Here is a 16,979-nt window from a genome sequence, read left to right on the forward strand (position 1 = left end):
GTGCATTTGGGGCGGTTGTTCGTGGTCACTCTGGCAGCGTGGGCGCCCCGGGACGGGGTGCACACGCCGGGGAGCGCAGGCCGCGCAGCAGCAGGGGCGTCGCGAGCAGCAGCACTCCGGCGAGCGCGAGCGCCCCGCGCGTCCCGATCAGCGCGGCGAAGGCGCCCCACACCAGCGTCAGCGCGGCGGTGACGGCCCGCTGGGTGACGGTCCAGGCGGACAGCACCCGCGCCACCCGGTCGTCGTCCGTGAGCCGCAGCCGCTCGGCCGCCATGACGGGGTTGAAGACGGCGCAGCACGTGATGAGGCCGAACTCCACGAGGACCACGACGGCCATCCCCGCGACGCCGGGCCCCACGAACGCGAGCCCGATCGGCCAGCACGCCCGGACCGCCCCGCTCACGAGGAGCACCCGCCGCTCCCCGTACCGCCTCACCAGCGGCCCGGTGAGCCGGGAGCCGAGGAGCCCGCCCAGGCACGGGATCCCGAAGACCAGGCCGTACTGCCAGGGGGCGAGGCCCAGGTCGTCGAGGAGCAGCACCGCCATGAGCGGGGCGCCCACCATGATCAGGGCGTTCACCAGGCTGTTGTTGAGGAACAGGGCGCGAAGGCGCGGCTGTTGCCACAGGTGGCGCCAGCCCTCGGCGATGTCGGCCGCGCCGAATCGGCCGCTGCTTACGGGCTTCGGCTCGGGGGCCCGGATGGCGCGCACGCCCACCGCCGACAGGACATAGCTCACCGCGTCCACCAGGACCGTCGTCAGCGGCCCGAACGCGCCGATGAGCGCGCCGCCGAGCGGCGGGCCGACGGCCGTGGCGGTCCACTGCGTCGACTCGAACCGGGCGTTGGCCGCCAGCAGGCCCTCGGCCGGGACCAGCGCCTTGAGGTGGGCGCCGCTCGCCGCACGGAACACGATGTCGGCGGCGGCCACGACGACGGAGACCAGGACGAGCTGGGTGAAGGTGAGCGCGTCGAGGGCGTACGCGAGCGGCAGCGTGAGCAGGGCCCCGCAGCGCACCAGGTCCGCGAGGACCATCACCGGCCGCTTGCGCCGGAACTCGACCCACGGCCCGAGCGGCACCGCCAGCAGCGCGCCGACCGCGAGCCCGGCCGCCGCCAGGAAGGAGACCTGCGCGGCGCCGCTGTCCAGCACCAGGACGGCGATCAGCTGGAACGCGTCGAGCGCGAGCCAGGAACCGGCGGTGCTCACGGCGAAGGCGGCCCACAGCCACCCGAAATCCCGCCCGAGCCGCATGCCCCGCCCTCCGGTTTCGTCTGGTGATGAGATCTGTGACCAGGCGATACAAGCGGCCGACGGCGCGCCCCGGCAAACAACCGGCACCCGTACCCGTACAACCAATGGTTGTATGGGCGTCGTGCACCCCGTGGACCTCCAGAACGTACGCACCTTCGTCGCCGTCGCCGACGAGGGCCAGATCCAGATCGCCGCCGCCGAGCTGGGCATCACCCAGCAGGCCGCCTCCAAGCGCGTCGCCGCCCTGGAGCGGGAGCTCGGCGTGCGCCTGTTCACGCGGACCCCGCGCGGGGCGCGGCTCACCCTCGACGGCGAGACCTTCCTGCCGCACGCCCGGGAGCTGCTCGCGGCCGCCGAGCGGGCCGCCGACTCCGTGCGGGGCGGCCGCCGCCCGCTGCGCGTGGACGTGCTCGGCGCCAACGTGATCACCAACGGGGTCGTGCAGGACTTCCACCAGGCCCACCCGCACCTCCCGCTCGACGTCGTCGCCCTCGGCCAGGGCGGGCGGGCCGCGCTCGCGTCCGTACGGGAAGGGGGCGTCGACGCCGCGTTCTGGACGCGCGCCGTGCCCGAGGACCGGCTGCCGCGCGAGGTGCGCAGCGCCCGCGTCATCGACGAGCCGGCCATCCTCGTCACCGGCACGGCGCACCCCCTGGCGGACAGGACCGAGGTCACGCCCGCCGAGCTGGCCGGGCACCGGATCTGGATGCCCGGCATGGCCAAGGGCAGCGAATGGGCCGCGTATTACGAGGAGTTGGAGCGCGCCTTCGGCCTCACCATCGACGTCGGCGGCACCACCTTCGGCGGCGGCCATCTGCTGCGGACGGTCGCGGCGGCCGACGACGTGGCCACCATCATGGGCACCCGCACCCCCCTCACACGCCCCGCCGACATCGAGCTCCGGTTCGTCCCCGTACGCCGTCCGACGCCGCTCTACCCGCTGTCGCTGCTGTGGCGGGCCGACAACCGGCACCCCGGACTCGCGGCGCTCCTGACGTATCTGACGGACCGGTACGAGCGTCAGGAGGACGGCTCCGGCGACTTCTGGACGCCGCGCTGGGCGCGATGACGGTGGCGGTCCCCCACACGGCTGGCCACCACATGCGTGAGACGGCGGGGGCCCACAGGCTCGAACCATGCGCATCCGTACACCGCTCGTCGCCGCGACCGTCGCCACCCTCCTCCTCGTCACCGCCTGCGGGGACGACAGCAAGCCGGACCCCATGAAGAAGGACCAGTGGGCTCTCGACGCGATGAAACTGCCGGCCGCCTGGGACACGTCGAAGGGTGACGACACGGTGATCGCCGTCGTCGACTCCGGCGTCGCCACCGACCATCCCGACCTCAAGGGCCGACTCGTCGACGGGCACGACTTCGTCGACGGCGACGACGACCCCAAGGACCTCAACGGCCACGGCACGCACGTCTCCGGCATCGCCGCCGCCCACACCGACAACGGCGTCGGCGTCGCGGGCGGCGCCCCAGGCGCCAAGATCATGCCGGTGCGGGTGCTCGGCGCGAACGGCTCCGGCTCGAACGGCAACATCACCAAGGGCATCGTCTGGGCCGCCGACCACGGCGCCGACGTCATCAACCTCTCGCTCGGCGAGGGCGTCCTGATGACGAAGCTGCTCCAGGGCGGCATCCTCAACCAGGCCATCCAGCACGCCCACGACAAGGGCGCGGTCGTCGTCGCCGCGGCAGGCAACGACGGCGCGGACACCCAGCCGTACAAGGTGCAGACGCCGGTCCTCGTCGTCGGCGCCAGCACCGAGAAGGGCACTGCGGCGAGCTTCTCCAACTTCGGCGCGGAGCAGGCCGTCTCGGCGCCCGGCGAGGACATCCTCTCCACGCTGCCGACGTACACGACGAAGGAGACCCTGAAGGACACGTCCGGCTACGGGAAGCTCTCCGGTACGTCGATGGCGGCGCCCTACGTCTCCGCGCTCGCGGCGCTCCTGCACCACCAGGGGCTCGACCCCGACGAGATCATCTCCACGGTCCGGGGGACGGCCGTCAACCCGAAGAAGAACGCCAAGCTGGGCCTCGGCATCGTGGACGCGGAGGCGGCGGTGAAGAAGGCGGACAAGGACTCGTAATCAGGCGTCCTGGCCGCTCCCGTTCCCGTTCCCGTTGCGTCTGCGGACACGGCGCATCCGGAACACCGCGGCCAGGACGATGAGCCCGACGCCCGCCGCCACCACGGCGATCGCCCCTGACGACACCGACGTCACATCGACCTCGAAGGTCATCTCCTCGCCCCACGGCTTGCCGTCGCTCGTCGTGTAGAGCCGGGCCGTCAGATGCGCCTTGCCGTTGGCCTTCGCGGTGACGTCGATCTGGGAGGTGTGGCTCGCCGAGCCCTCGGCCGACACGGAGATCTCGTCGTCGTTGACCTTGAGGCGCTCGGAGTCGCTGGACGTGACGCGCAGTACGAGCCCGGAGACCTCCTGCTGCAACGCGTTGTCGACCGTGACCGGGATCGAGGCGTCGCCCGACGTGACGGTGACGGTGCTCTTCGGCACCATGCGCAGCGACTTCACCGACGCCGACAGGAAGGCCGTCGTACGTTCCTGGAACGTCCGCTGCGCCGTGTCGTCGCCGGCCCCCTCGATCCGCCAGGCGGTGGCCAGGGCGCGGGCCATCGCCGCGTGCACGGACTCCGTGGTGTCCTTCGGGTCGGCGAGCACCTTGCTGAGGGTCGCGAGCCGGTCCAGGTCGCCCGCGGCGGCGGTCAGCTGGTCCCTGCCGAGCTCGCTGTCGCGCAGCCGCGCGGGGTACGCGGACGGGGACCCGGCCTTCCCCTCCACCGGGTCGTCGTCGGCCGCGCGGAGGTCCTGGAGCTCCAGCCAGCCGTCGTCGGTGCCGGAGTCGATGGCGGCGCCGAGCGCGTCCGCCGCCGTGCCCGACAGATTGCGGGGCGGTACGAGGACCGGGCGGGCGTTCGCCTTCACGAGCGCGGTGACGTGGTCGACGGTGTCCTTGCCGGCGGTGTCGCGGCTCGCGGAGGCGTTCGGGCTCGGGGACGACGTGGAGTCGCCGGGCGAAGACGCAGACGCAGACGCAGACGCAGACGAAGGCGACGGTGTCGCGGACGGAGTGGGGGCGGGCTGCTTGTCCTTGATGCGGCCGAGCGCGGTCGTGAGGTCGGCCTCGTAGGGCAGCGCCGTCATCGCGTCGTCGCCGCTGCCCACGGTCACCGGATCGGCGCCCGCGGGCGTGAGCCCCTGGCCGGAGGCGAGGACCCGGGTCACGCCCAGCTTGGCGCCGAGCGCGGTCACGTCGGAGTCGAGCGCGCCGTCGGCGGGCCAGCCGAGGCCGGAGCGGGTGTCGGCGCCGGCGCCGAGGATCCGGTCGACCCGCTTCTTCGCGTCCGCCGCGAGCCCGGACACGACCTCCGTGAGGTCCTCGGTGTCGGTGCCGGGGTGGTGGGCCAGCGAGGCGAGGTCCGTGTCGGCGTAGGGGAGGAGCCACACCTCGCGGCCCTTCACGGCCTCCCGCAGCGCGCTGAGCCAGGCGGCGGCCGCGCTCTGTCCCGTGCCCTCGGTGGTGTCCTGCGGGGACGCGGAGTCGGCGTTCTTCGCGACGCGGTAGCCGGTGGACATCTCCTGCGCGGCGATCACCACGTCCGGGTCGAGCGCCCAGCTGACGTCGCGGCCCTTGCCCGCGTCGACGACCTCGCGCAGCCGGCCGCCGGGCGAGAACAGACCGGCGAGCGAGTCGTCGTCGAAGACGGGCTTCGCGTTCGGCCCGGAGCCGAGGGCGGCCGCCGTCATGTGCGGGGTCGCGGTCACCGGCCAGACGACGGCGGTTTGTGCGGGGTCGTCCGCGGATGCCTCCGGCGTGGTGCAGGGGAGGGCTGTGGCCCCGACCACCATGGCGGTCAGGGCCCAGGCCCGTGCCGTCCCGTATCCCGCCATGTCGTCCTGCCTCCCGGAGATGCCGATCGCTCTGAGGTAACACGGTGGCTGAGGTGGTACGGGGGACCGGACGTGTACGCGGCGCGTCGCCCACTCTCGTCCCAGAGCGGGGCTTGAATTGGGTGGTCGATGTCCCCCGATAGAGTGCGGCTTCGATGTTGACGCTCTTGACGCCCCGAGGTAACTGGCAGTGACCCCCGCGAACCCGGCCCCCCAGAGGGTGACCGTCGTCGGAATCGGTGCGGACGGCTGGCCGGGTCTGCCGGAGGTGTCCCGCGAGGCCCTCCGCGGCGCCGGCGCCGTGATCGGCGGCCCCCGCCAACTCGACCTGCTCCCGCCGGAGTGCGCGGGCGAGCGCGTCCCCTGGCCCTCGCCGCTGCGCCCCGCCGTGCCCGGCCTGCTGGCGCGTTACGAGGGACGCCCCGTCGCGGTCCTGGCCAGCGGTGACCCGATGTTCTACGGGATCGGCCGCACGCTCGTCGAAACCGTCGGCGCCGACGCGCTGCACGTCCTGCCGCACCCGTCCTCCGTGTCCTACGCCTGTGCGCGCCTCGGCCGGCCCGTCGAGGAGACGGAGGTGGTCACGCTGGTGGGCCGCCCGGCCGACCGGCTCGCCGCCGCGCTGCACCACGGCCGTCATGTCCTCGTCCTCTCCGCGGGCGCGGACACCCCCGCCGAGGTCGCGAAGCTGCTGACCGAACGGGGCTTCGGGCCGAGCCGGTTGACGGTCCTTGAGCGCTTGGGCGCGCAGGACGAGACGTCGTACGAAGGGGTGGCCGAGACCTGGACGCACGCGCCCGGCGACCCGCTGAACGTCATCGCCGTCGACTGCCGCCGCGCCCCCGACGCCCTCCGCCTCGGCGCGGCGCCGGGCCTGCCCGACGACGCGTACGACAACGACGGCCAGCTCACCAAGCGCCACGTGCGCGCCGCGACCCTCGCCGCGCTCGCGCCCGCCCCCGGGGAACTGCTGTGGGACATCGGCGGCGGTTCCGGCTCGATCGGTATCGAGTGGATGCGCACGCACCCGTCCTGCCGCGCGTACGCCGTGGAGCGGGACGCGGAGCGCGCGGCCCGCATCGAGCGGAACGCGGCGCGGCTCGGGGTGCCGGGCCTGACCGTCGTCACAGGGCCCGCACCGCGGGCGCTTGCCGAACTCCCGTCCCCCGACGCCGTGTTCATCGGTGGCGGGCTCACGGCCCCCGGCCTGCTCGACGCCTGCTGGGCGGCGCTCGCGCCGGGCGGCCGGCTGGTGGCCAACACGGTCACCCTCGAATCCGAGGCGCTGCTCGCCGCCTGGTACCGGAGCCACGGCGGCGAGCTGGTGAAGCTGTCCGTCGCGCACGCGGTGCCGGTCGGCGGCTTCACGGGGTGGCGGCAGGCGATGCCCGTCACGCAATGGTCCGTAACGAAGACAGGGGTTGGACAGGCATGACGGTCTATTTCATCGGGGCGGGCCCCGGCGCCGCCGACCTGATCACGGTCCGCGGGGCGCGCACGCTCGCGGACTGCCAGGTGTGCCTGTACGCGGGTTCGCTGGTCCCGGCCGAACTCCTCGCCGAATGCCCGCCGGACGCGAGGCTGATCGACACGGCCGACCTCGACCTCGACGCCATCGAGCGGGAGTTCGCCGCGGCGCACGAGGCCGGGCACGACGTGGCCCGCCTGCACTCCGGCGACCCGTCGGTGTTCTCCGCGGTGGCGGAACAGATGCGCCGCCTCGACGCGCTCGGCATCCCGTACGAGATGGTCCCCGGGGTCCCGGCGTTCGCGGCGGCGGCGGCGGCGCTGAAGCGCGAGCTGACGGTGCCCACGGTCGGCCAGACGGTGATCCTGACCCGTATCGCCCAGCAGGCCACGCCGATGCCTCCTGGCGAGGACCTGGCGACACTCGGCGCGAGCGGCGCGCTCCTCGTCCTGCACCTGGGCGCGCGCTACGTGGACCGGATCGTCTCCGACCTGCTCCCGCACTACGGCGCGGACTGCCCCGCGGCGGTCGTCGCCTACGCCAGCCGCGAGAACGAACTGGTCCTGCGCGGCACCCTCGCCGATATCGCGGACCAGGTGAAGGAGGCGGGTGTGCTGCGCACCGCCGTGATCATCGTGGGCCGCACGCTGGGCGCTTCGCAGTTCCGGGACAGCCACCTGTATTCGGTGGAGCGGGACCGGTCCTAGGTCACGGGGCTCCGCCCCGGACCCCGCCGCTCAATCGCCGCAGGGGTTTGAACCGGTTGATCTGCCCACGATGTTCCCGGCCCGGTCGATGCAGATGACGTCCACCGCGACCGGGGCGCCGCGCAGTACCGCCAGGGCCTCGTCGCGGGCCGTGTTGGCGACGAGGTCGCCCAGCGGGACACCTGCCGCCGTGCACAGTTGGAGGGCGGCGAGGCCGGTGTTGGCCTCGGCGACCTCCTCGGCGAGGGCTTCCGACGCCCCGCCCCCGCGCGCCAGGTCCGCCAGGAAGCCCTTGTCGACCTGGGAGCGGCCCGAGTGCAGGTCCAGATGGCCCGCCGCCAGTTTCGACAGTTTGGCGAAGCCGCCGCAGATGGTCAGGCGGTCGACCGGGTGGCGGCGGATGTACTTCAGGACCGCGCCCGCGAAATCGCCCATGTCGAGCAACGCGTCCTCGGGAAGGGCGTGTTCACGCACGACCGTCTTCTCCGACGTCGAGCCGGTGCAGCCCGCGAGGTGCGTACGGCCCGCCGCGCGCGCCACATCGACACCCCGCCGGATCGAGTCGATCCACGCCGAGCACGAGTAGGGCACGACGATCCCCGTCGTGCCGAGCACCGACAGGCCGCCGAGGATCCCGAGCCGCGGGTTCCAGGTGGAGCGGGCGATCTCCTCGCCGTGGTCGATGGAGATCGTGACCTCTACGTCGCCGGGGGCGCGGTGTGCCGCCGCCACCTGCGCGATGTGTGTGCGCATCAGCTCGCGGGGGACCGGGTTGACGGCCGGTTCGCCGACGGGCAGCGGAAGCCCTGGCCGGGTGACCGTGCCGACGCCGGAGCCCGCCTTGAAGACGACTCCGGAGCCGGGCGGGAGGCGTCGCACCGTGGACCGTACGAGTGCGCCGTGCGTGACGTCCGGGTCGTCGCCGGCGTCCTTGACGACGCCGGCCGTCGCCGAGGCCCCGTCCAGGGACTCCACCGCGAGCGCGAACGACGGCGTCTGGCCCTTCGGCAGCGTGATCGTCACCGGGTCGGGGAACTCGCCGGTCAGCAGCGCCGTGTACGCGGCCGTGGTCGCGGCGGTCGCACAGGCGCCGGTCGTCCAGCCGGGGCGCAGGCCGGTGTGCTTGAGTTGGGCGCCGCGCCCGCCCTTCGGCTCAGCCGATTCGTTCATGGAGTTCCCCGATGCCGCACGTGTTGATTCTCGGCGGGACGACCGAGGCCCGGCGCCTTGCCGACGCCCTGCACCCGCGCGTCCGTGTCACCAGTTCCCTCGCGGGCCGCGTCGCGGCGCCCCGGCTGCCGGCCGGTGAGGTGCGGATCGGCGGGTTCGGCGGTGCCGAGGGGATGGCGGACTGGATCCGCGGGCACGCGGTGTCGGCGGTCATCGATGCCACCCATCCCTTCGCCGAGACGATCAGTTTCAACGCGGCGCGGGCCGCCGCCACCGCCCATGTTCCCCTGCTCGCGCTGCGCAGGCCCGGCTGGGTGCCGGGTGCGGGTGACGACTGGCGGGAGGTCGCGTCCCTGGCGGAGGCCGCGGAGGCCGTACGGGGGGCGGGCCGGGTCTTCCTCACCACCGGGCGGATGGGGCTCGCGGCGTTCGCCCACGTCGACGACGCGGACTTCGTTGTGCGGTCCGTGGATGCGCCCGAGCCGCCGTTTCCGCCGCGGATGGAGGTGCTGCTCGATCGTGGTCCGTTCACGTTGGACGGCGAACGCGAGGTCCTCGCGGACCGTCACGTCGATGTTCTGGTGACCAAGGACAGTGGCGGTGCGGCGACGTCCCCGAAACTGGTCGCCGCGCGGGAGGCGGGCATCCCGGTGGTCGTCGTCCGCCGTCCCCCGGTACCCGTCGGGGTCCCGGTGGCCACCACGGTGGAGGCGGCGGCGGATTGGCTCCACGCCACCGTGACCTAAAGGCTGGGGCTCTGCCCCATACCCCGCTGCTCAATCGCCGCAGGGGCTTGAAATACCCACTTGCCGCCGTGGGGCGGCGGGGGTTTGAAATGTCTACTTGCTGCTGTGGGGGGGGCGGGGGTTTGAAATGTCTACTTGCTGCTGTGGGGGGGCGGGGGTTTGAAATGCCTACTTGCTGCCGTGGGGCGGCCGGGGCTTGAAATACCTACTCGCCGGACATGGGGCGGCGGGGCTTGAAATGCCCACTCGGCGCCGTGGGGCGAGAAGTGCGCACAATCAAGCCCCTGTGGCGGGTGAGCACTATCAAGCCCCGCCGGCGTTTGAGGCGCGGGGTCCGGGGCGGAGCCCCGTGGCCGTTACACGGTGCCGGGTTCGGGGTAGCGGCGCGGCGTCCACACCACCCTGGTCCCGTCCGGCCGGACCACCGCCTGGGTTTGCGACGACCCGACGATCAGCAACGTCCGCATGTCGACGACCTCCGGATCCAGGTCCGCGAGCCGCACGACCCGGACCGCCTCCTCCGGCCCGCCCACATCCCGCGCCAACACCACAGGCGTATCCGGCAGCCGCAGCTCAAGGAGAAGCTCGCGCGCCTTGCCCACCTGCCACGTACGGCTGCGCGAACCGGGGTTGTAGAGCGCGAGAACCAGGTCGGCCGCGGCAGCCGTCCGCAACCGTTCCGCGATGACCTCCCACGGCTTCAGCCGGTCGGACAGCGAGATCGTCGCGTAGTCGTGGCCGAGCGGCGCACCCGCCTTCGCCGCGGCGGCGTTCGCGGCGGTGACACCGGGGAGCACCCGCACCGGTATGCCCGAGTACCGCTCCTCCGAGGCGACTTCGAGCACCGCCGTGGCCATCGCGAAGACGCCCGGGTCGCCCCCGGAGACGACCGCGACGCGATGCCCGCGCAGGGCCAGGTCGAGGGCGAACTCGGCGCGCTCGGACTCGACCTTGTTGTCCGAGCCGTGCCGCACCTGCCCCGGACGTTCGGGGACGCGCGCGAGGTACGTGGTGTATCCGACCAGGTCGTCGGAGTTCGCCAGCGCGCCGCGCGACTCCGGCGTCAGCCAGGGCGCGCCCGCGGGCCCCGTGCCGACGACCACGACCTCGCCGCGCGCCGGGTCCGGCGCCTCGACCGGCTCGGCGTCGACCCGGGAGGGCAGCACGGCGACGGAGAAGTACGGCACGGACGCCGGGTCGATGTCGGCAAGGGCGCCGGTCCGCTCGCCGTCCATGAACGCCCGCTCGACGTAGCGCGCGTCGTCCAGCCGCCCCGAACTCTCCAGCGCGGCCCGCACCTTGGTGAACGTACGCCCCAGCTTCATGACGACAGCCGAGTCCGCGGCGGCGATCCGCGCGGCCAGCTCGTCCTCCGGGAGCGTGCCGGGGATGACGGTCAGCGTCTCCTTGTCCTCGCACAGCGGCTGCCCGAGCCGCGCGGCGGCGGCGCTGATGGACGTGACACCGGGGATGACGGTCGTCTCGTAGCGGTCGGCGAGCCGCTTGTGCATGTGCTGGTACGAGCCGTAGAACATCGGGTCGCCCTCGGCGAGCACGGCGACGGTACGCCCGGCGTCGAGGTGCGCGGCGAGCGTGGCCGCCGCCTCCTCGTAGAAGTCGTCGAGCGCGCCCCGGTAGCCGCCCGGGTGATCCGTCGTCTCCACCGTGAGCGGATACATCAGCCGCTCCTCGATCTGCTCCGCACGGATGTGCTCCGCGGCGATCGAGCGGGCGATGGAACGCCCGTGGCGCGCGCAGTGGTACGCGATGACGTCGGCGGCGGCGATCGCCTTCACGGCGGCGACGGTCATCAGCTCCGGGTCGCCTGGCCCGAGCCCGACGCCGTACAGCTTTCCCTGCTGGGAAGGGGTGTTGCTCATGCCCGGTCCTCCATGATCTCCGCCTCGGTCGCGATCGCGTTCAGCGCGGCGGCGGTGATGGCGCTGCCGCCCCTGCGTCCCCGTACGACGAGGTGGTCGAGGCCCAGTTCGTTCGCGGCGAGCGCGTCCTTCGACTCGGCGGCGCCGACGAAGCCGACGGGTATGCCGAGAATGGCGGCGGGCTTCGGCGCGCCCTTCGCGATCATCTCCAGCAGATGGAAGAGGGCGGTGGGCGCGTTGCCGATCGCGACGACGGCGCCGTCGAGCCGGTCACGCCACAGTTCGAGCGCGGCGGCACTACGGGTGGTCCCCAACTCGGCCGCGAGGCCGGGTACTTGAGGGTCCCGGAGGGTGCAGACGACCTCGTTGTCGGCGGGCAGCCGCTTGCGGGTGACGCCGCTGGCGACCATGTGGGCGTCGCACAGGATGGGCGCCCCGGCGCGCAGCGCGGCCCGCGCGTTCGCCACGACGCCGGTCGAGTGGCCGATGTCCTGGACGAGATCCACCTGGCCGCAGGCGTGGATCATGCGGACCGCCACCTGGGCGACGTCGGCGGGCAGCGCCGCGAGTCCGCTCGCGGCTTCCGCGCGGATCGTGGCAAAGGACTCGCGGTAGATCGCCGCGCCGTCCTTCTCGTAGTCGAACACGGTTGCTCTCAGCTCTCGGTGTGGTGGGGGACGGAGGGAACGGTGGTGGTGTATCCGCCGCCGGGCTGCGCCACGACGTCTACGTAAGGGCCCACGGGGTGCCCGCAGCGGCGTTCGCAGCCGGACCAGTAGGTGGGCAGGAGCGGGTGCGCGTCAGCGAGGTGCGTGGTGGCTTCGGCCCGTACGTCGGTGTGCGCCTTGGCGCAGCCGGGCCGCCCGATGCAGGCCGCTACGCGGGTCCAGGGGGAGGTGGGGTCGGTCACGAGTCCGGTGTCGGCGAGCCGCGCGAGGTGCTCCGCGGTGGCTCCGGGGACGACGACGCCACGCCAGGGCGTGAGCCGCAACTCCCGCTGCGGAAGCGCCTCGGCCAGCGAGGTCAGGGCATCCCACTGGGCCTCCCCGATGGCCCCGAACGGCACGGTGACCTCCGGCCGATCGGAATCAAGCCCCTGCGGCGATTGAGCAGCGGGGCCCGGGGCGGAGCCCCGATTTTTCAGCCCCGCCGGCGTTTGAGGCGCGGGGTCCGGGGCGGAGCCCCGTGGCGTCAACGCCGGGTGGGCGGCCAGGAGCCCGGCCAACTCCGCGTGGGAAGCGCCGAGTTCACGGACCCGCCAAACCCGCCCACCCACCTTCCGCGCAGCCGCGAGAAACACCTCCGCCGCGGCAACCGCAACCTCCGCGGCGCGGCCGTACGGAACCCGAACCGCCGCCCCACCGAGGGACACCTCCGCCTCCCCCGACGGCACCCCCCGAACCAGCACATCCGGCGCAAGCGCAGCCACGTCCCCCCGCCCGTCGTCAAGACCGAACAGGAACCTCCCGGACAATTCCGGCGTGACGGAACTCGCACACAGCGCCGCGTCAAGCCCGGTCAACCACTCCCGTACGTCCACGAACCCGCGACCGTCGAGCCCGGACAGCGGCGAAGCCACCACGTTGCGAACCCGCTCGTGCGCCGCCGACGGCAGCAGCCCCGCCGCCCCGAGAACCTCCGCGAGCTCACCCCCGCACCCGTCCCGCAACCCTCGCAGTTGCACATTCCCCCGCGAGGTGAGGTGCAGCATGCCGTCGCCGAGCCGCCTCGCCGCAGCGGCGAGCGCCCGAGCCTGGACCACGGTCAGCACCCCGCCGGGGACCCGCACCCGCGCGAGGAACCCGTCATCGGCACTGTGCAGACGCAAAGTGCCGGGGCAGGCGTCGCCCGAGCCGGTGCCCGGGACGGATATGGGGGAGGGGGACATGCCGGGGAGCATACCTATGGGCTCTTTCCACCACCCCGTGCCTGGTCGTCGCCCGGCACCGTACGATGCTCGGTGGCTGACCGGACCCGGTCGGCCATCGCCGGAAACGGCGACAGGGGAGGAAGCCCGGTGCGATTCCGGCGCGGTCCCGCCACTGTGAACCTCCGCTTCACGAAGTCCGCTTCACGAAGCAGAGGTGAGCCAGGAACTCCCTTCCACGACCACCCGGGGCGCGGACACCCCGAGGAAGGCCAGACGACGCATGCCCCAGCAGCTCCTGCTCCTGTCGACGTCGGACACCGACCTGCTCAGCGCCCGTGCGGCGAACGCCGCCGACGCACCGGTCGCCTACCGCTTCGAGAACCCCTCCCGCATCGACGTGGAGACGGACCTGCCGGGCCTCCTCGACGGCGCCGACCTGGTCGTCGTACGCCTCCTCGGCGGCGTCCGCGCCTGGCAGGACGGCATCGACCGGCTGGCGGCCGCCGGTATCCCGCTCGTCGTCCTCACCGGTGAACAGGCCCCCGACGCCCAGCTGATGGCGACGTCCACGGTGCCGATCGGCATCGCGGCCGAGGCCCACAAGTACCTGGCGCACGGCGGCCCGCAGAACCTGGACCACCTGGCCCGCTTCCTCTCGGACACGGTGCTGCTGACCGGCCACGGCTTCGAGCCGCCGGTCGCCGCGCCGACCTGGGGCGAGCTGGAGCGCGAGCCCTCCACCCAGCACGACGGCGCCCCCACGGTCGCCGTGCTGTACTACCGCGCCCACCACATGAGCGGCAACACGTCGTTCGTGCACGGCCTCTGCGACGAGATCGAGCGCGCCGGAGCCCGGCCGCTCCCGCTGTACGTCGCGTCGCTGCGGGCCCCCGAGCCGGAGCTGATCGACGCGCTCCGCCCGGTCGACGCGATCGTCACGACGGTCCTCGCGGCGGGCGGCACCCGCCCCGCCGAGGCCTCGGCGGGCGGCGACGACGAGTCGTGGGACGCGGGCGCGCTCACGCAGCTCGACGTCCCGATCCTCCAGGCCCTGTGCCTGACCTCCTCCCGCGCCGACTGGGAGGCCAACGACGAGGGCGTGTCGCCGCTGGACGCCGCGAGCCAGATCGCGGTGCCGGAGTTCGACGGCCGCCTCATCACCGTCCCGTTCTCCTTCAAGGAGATCGACGAGGACGGGCTCCCCGCGTACGTCGCCGACCCCGAGCGCGCGGCACGCGTCGCCGGGATCGCCGTACGGCACGCCCGCCTCAAGCACATCCCGGCGCAGGACAAGAAGCTCGCGCTCGTCCTGTCCGCGTACCCGACGAAGCACTCGCGCATCGGCAACGCGGTGGGCCTGGACACCCCGGCCTCCGCGGTGTCGCTGCTGCGCCGGCTCCTCGACGAGGGCTACGACTTCGGGGACACGGCCGAGATCCCCGGCCTGGCCTCCGGAGACGGCGACGAGCTGATCCGCGCGCTCATCGACGCGGGCGGCCACGACCAGGAGTGGCTGACCGAGGAACAGCTCGCGAAGAACCCGGTCCGTATCCCGGCCGCCGACTACAAGCGCTGGTACGCGACGCTTCCCGAGGAACTGCGGTCCTCGGTCGAGCGGCACTGGGGCCCGCCGCCCGGCGAGATGTTCGTCGACCGGTCGAGCAACCCCGAGGGCGACATCGTCCTGGCCGCCCTGCGGCGCGGGAACCTGCTCATCCTCATCCAGCCGCCGCGCGGCTTCGGCGAGAACCCGATCGCGATCTACCACGACCCCGATCTCCCGCCGTCCCACCACTACTTGGCGGCGTACCGCTGGATCGCGGCGTCGTCGGAAGACAACGGCTTCGGCGCCGACGCGATGATCCACCTGGGCAAGCACGGCAACCTGGAGTGGCTGCCCGGCAAGAACGCGGGCCTGTCGTCGGCCTGCGCGCCCGACGCGGCGCTGGGCGACCTGCCGCTGATCTACCCATTCCTCGTGAACGACCCCGGCGAGGGCACGCAGGCCAAGCGCCGCGTGCACGCCACGCTCATCGACCACCTGGTGCCGCCGATGGCCCGCGCGGACTCCTACGGCGACATCGCCCGCCTTGAGCAACTCCTCGACGAGCACGCCCAGATCGCGTCCATGGACCCGGCGAAGCTGCCGGCGATCCGGGCCCAGATCTGGACCCTCATCCAGGCCGCGAAGCTCGACCACGACCTGGGGATCGAGAACCGGCCCGAGGACGAGGGCTTCGACGACTTCATCATGCATCTCGACGGCTGGCTCTGCGAGATCAAGGACGTCCAGATCCGCGACGGCCTGCACGTTCTCGGCGCGGCGCCCTCCGGGGCGGACCGGGTCAACCTGGTCCTGGCGATCCTGCGGGCCCGGCAGATCTGGGGCGGGTCCCAGGCGCTTCCCGGTCTGCGGGAGGCGCTCGGCCTGGACGAATCCGCGGCGACCCGCTCCGCGGCGGACCAGGTGGAGGGGGCGGCCCGCGCGCTCGTCGAGGCGATGGAGGCGGCGGACTGGGACCCGGCGGCGGTACCGCAGGTTGTCGCCGCGTCCGTTCCCACGCCACAGGGCTCCGCCCCGGACCCCGCGCCTCAATCGCCGGCGGGGCTTGAAGGTGTGGCCGCCATTCTCGACTTCGCGGCCCGCGAGGTCGTGCCCCGCCTTGATGGCACCACCGCCGAACTGGACAACGCCGTCCGCGCGCTCGACGGCCGGTTCGTACCGGCCGGCCCCTCCGGCTCGCCCCTCCGAGGACTCGTCAACGTCCTTCCGACCGGGCGGAACTTCTACTCCGTCGACCCGAAGGCCGTCCCGAGCCGCCTCGCCTGGGAGACGGGCCAGGCGCTCGCCGAGAGCCTGCTCACCCGGTACAAGGACGACAACGGCGAGTACCCCACCTCCGTGGGCCTCTCCCTCTGGGGCACGAGCGCCATGCGCACCGCGGGCGACGACATCGCGGAGGCCCTCGCCCTCCTCGGCGTCCGCCCGGTCTGGGACGACGCCTCGCGCCGCGTCACCGGCCTGGAGCCGATCCCGTACGAGGAGCTGAACCGCCCCCGTATCGACGTCACCCTGCGCATCTCCGGGTTCTTCCGCGACGCGTTCCCGCACACCATCGGCCTCCTCGACGACGCGGTGCGCCTCGCCGCGTCGCTCGACGAACCGGCCGAGATCAATTACGTACGGGCCCACACCCAGGCCGACCTGGCCGAACACGGCGACGAGCGCCGTGCGACGACCCGTATCTTCGGCTCGCGGCCGGGGACGTACGGAGCGGGGCTGCTCCAGCTGATCGACTCCAAGGACTGGCGCACGGACGCCGACCTCGCCGAGGTCTACACGGTGTGGGGCGGCTACGCGTACGGCCGCGGGCTCGAAGGGAAGTCCGCCCGCACCGAGATGGAGACGGCCTACAAGCGCATCGCGGTCGCGGCGAAGAACACCGACACCCGCGAGCACGACATCGCCGACTCCGACGACTACTTCCAGTACCACGGCGGCATGGTCGCCACCGTGCGCGCGCTGCGGGGGACCGCCCCCGAGGCGTACATCGGCGACTCGACGCGTCCCGAGACGGTCAAGACCCGCACGCTCGTCGAGGAGACGTCCCGCGTGTTCCGGGCCCGCGTCGTGAACCCCAAGTGGATCGAGGCGATGCGCCGCCACGGCTACAAGGGCGCCTTCGAACTCGCCGCGACGGTGGACTACTTGTTCGGCTACGACGCCACTACCGGCGTCATCGCCGACTGGATGTACGACAAGTTGACCGAGACGTACGTCCTTGATGAGACGAACCGGAAGTTCCTCAGCGAGAACAACCCGTGGGCCCTGCACGGCATCGCCGAGCGGCTCCTGGAGGCCGAGTCCCGCGGCATGTGGGAGAAGCCGGACCCGCAGACGCTGGACGCCCTCCGCCAGGTGTATCTGGAGGCGGAGGGCGACCTGGAGTCCGACGAGTAGGC

General features: G+C 72.9%; 12 protein-coding genes and 1 riboswitch. Of the genes, 6 read left to right on the forward strand and 6 right to left on the reverse strand.

The features are described from left to right. Nucleotides 1-25 precede the first annotated feature (25 nt). Nucleotides 26-1,255, reverse strand: coding sequence for an MFS transporter (locus ACFYWS_RS31445; RefSeq protein WP_389282089.1), 1,230 nt, complete (start codon nt 1,253-1,255; stop codon nt 26-28). 112 nt (nt 1,256-1,367) lie between these two features. Here ACFYWS_RS31445 and ACFYWS_RS31450 point away from each other — a divergent pair, with 112 nt between their 5' ends. Further along, nucleotides 1,368-2,324: a LysR family transcriptional regulator gene (locus ACFYWS_RS31450; RefSeq protein WP_389282091.1), complete on the forward strand. Its 957-nt coding sequence runs from the start codon at nt 1,368-1,370 to the stop codon at nt 2,322-2,324. Nucleotides 2,325-2,391: 67 nt separating this feature from the next. Beyond that, entirely contained in the window at nt 2,392-3,354 is a 963-nt protein-coding gene (locus tag ACFYWS_RS31455) for a S8 family serine peptidase (RefSeq protein WP_389282093.1), read from the forward strand. On the opposite strand, the gene ACFYWS_RS31460 is transcribed toward ACFYWS_RS31455, so the two are convergent. Next, nucleotides 3,355-5,175: a DUF6049 family protein gene (locus ACFYWS_RS31460; protein WP_389282094.1), complete on the reverse strand. Its 1,821-nt coding sequence runs from the start codon at nt 5,173-5,175 to the stop codon at nt 3,355-3,357. A 190-nt stretch (nt 5,176-5,365) separates the two neighbouring features. Between ACFYWS_RS31460 and cbiE the strand changes: the two genes are divergently transcribed. Together cbiE and cobM are read left to right on the forward strand one after the other, a co-directional pair. Then, nucleotides 5,366-6,610 carry a precorrin-6y C5,15-methyltransferase (decarboxylating) subunit CbiE gene (cbiE, locus tag ACFYWS_RS31465; protein ID WP_389282096.1) on the forward strand — a complete coding sequence of 415 codons (1,245 nt, stop codon included), beginning with the start codon at nt 5,366-5,368 and terminating at the stop codon, nt 6,608-6,610. Next, nucleotides 6,607-7,350, forward strand: coding sequence for a precorrin-4 C(11)-methyltransferase (gene cobM / locus ACFYWS_RS31470; RefSeq protein ID WP_389282098.1), 744 nt, complete (start codon nt 6,607-6,609; stop codon nt 7,348-7,350). The genes cbiE and cobM overlap by 4 nt, the downstream gene beginning before the upstream one ends. Before the next feature lie 30 nt (nt 7,351-7,380). Here cobM and ACFYWS_RS31475 read toward each other — a convergent pair whose 3' ends face one another. Next, complete coding sequence (locus ACFYWS_RS31475) at nt 7,381-8,520, reverse strand: cobalt-precorrin-5B (C(1))-methyltransferase (protein WP_389282099.1); 1,140 nt, start codon at nt 8,518-8,520, stop codon at nt 7,381-7,383. 11 nt (nt 8,521-8,531) lie between these two features. Here ACFYWS_RS31475 and ACFYWS_RS31480 point away from each other — a divergent pair, with 11 nt between their 5' ends. After that, a complete protein-coding gene (locus ACFYWS_RS31480; protein ID WP_389282101.1) occupies nt 8,532-9,266 on the forward strand; it encodes a cobalt-precorrin-6A reductase in 735 nt (244 codons plus the stop codon). A gap of 356 nt (nt 9,267-9,622) precedes the next feature. Here the strand turns inward: ACFYWS_RS31480 and ACFYWS_RS31485 are convergent, their stop codons facing one another. From ACFYWS_RS31485 to cobG, 3 genes are read right to left on the reverse strand one after another with little or no spacing between them, the layout of a single operon-like run. Continuing rightward, nucleotides 9,623-11,146, reverse strand: coding sequence for a precorrin-2 C(20)-methyltransferase (locus tag ACFYWS_RS31485; protein ID WP_389282102.1), 1,524 nt, complete (start codon nt 11,144-11,146; stop codon nt 9,623-9,625). Beyond that, the gene (locus ACFYWS_RS31490) at nt 11,143-11,793 is read right to left on the reverse strand and encodes a precorrin-8X methylmutase (RefSeq protein WP_389282103.1); all 651 of its coding nucleotides are present in this window, start codon (nt 11,791-11,793) and stop codon (nt 11,143-11,145) included. Before ACFYWS_RS31490 ends, ACFYWS_RS31485 begins: the two co-directional genes overlap by 4 nt. 8 nt (nt 11,794-11,801) lie before the next feature. After that, entirely contained in the window at nt 11,802-13,034 is a 1,233-nt protein-coding gene (gene cobG, locus ACFYWS_RS31495) for a precorrin-3B synthase (protein WP_389282105.1), read from the reverse strand. A 118-nt stretch (nt 13,035-13,152) separates the two neighbouring features. After that, a riboswitch (cobalamin riboswitch) is annotated at nt 13,153-13,245 on the forward strand. A gap of 51 nt (nt 13,246-13,296) precedes the next feature. On the opposite strand from cobG, the gene cobN reads away from it, so the two are divergent. Further along, nucleotides 13,297-16,977, forward strand: coding sequence for a cobaltochelatase subunit CobN (gene cobN / locus ACFYWS_RS31500; protein WP_389282106.1), 3,681 nt, complete (start codon nt 13,297-13,299; stop codon nt 16,975-16,977). Nucleotides 16,978-16,979 lie beyond the last annotated feature (2 nt).

Source organism: Streptomyces sp. NPDC002795 (assembly GCF_042888725.1).
Taxonomy (GTDB): Bacteria; Actinomycetota; Actinomycetes; order Streptomycetales; family Streptomycetaceae; genus Streptomyces.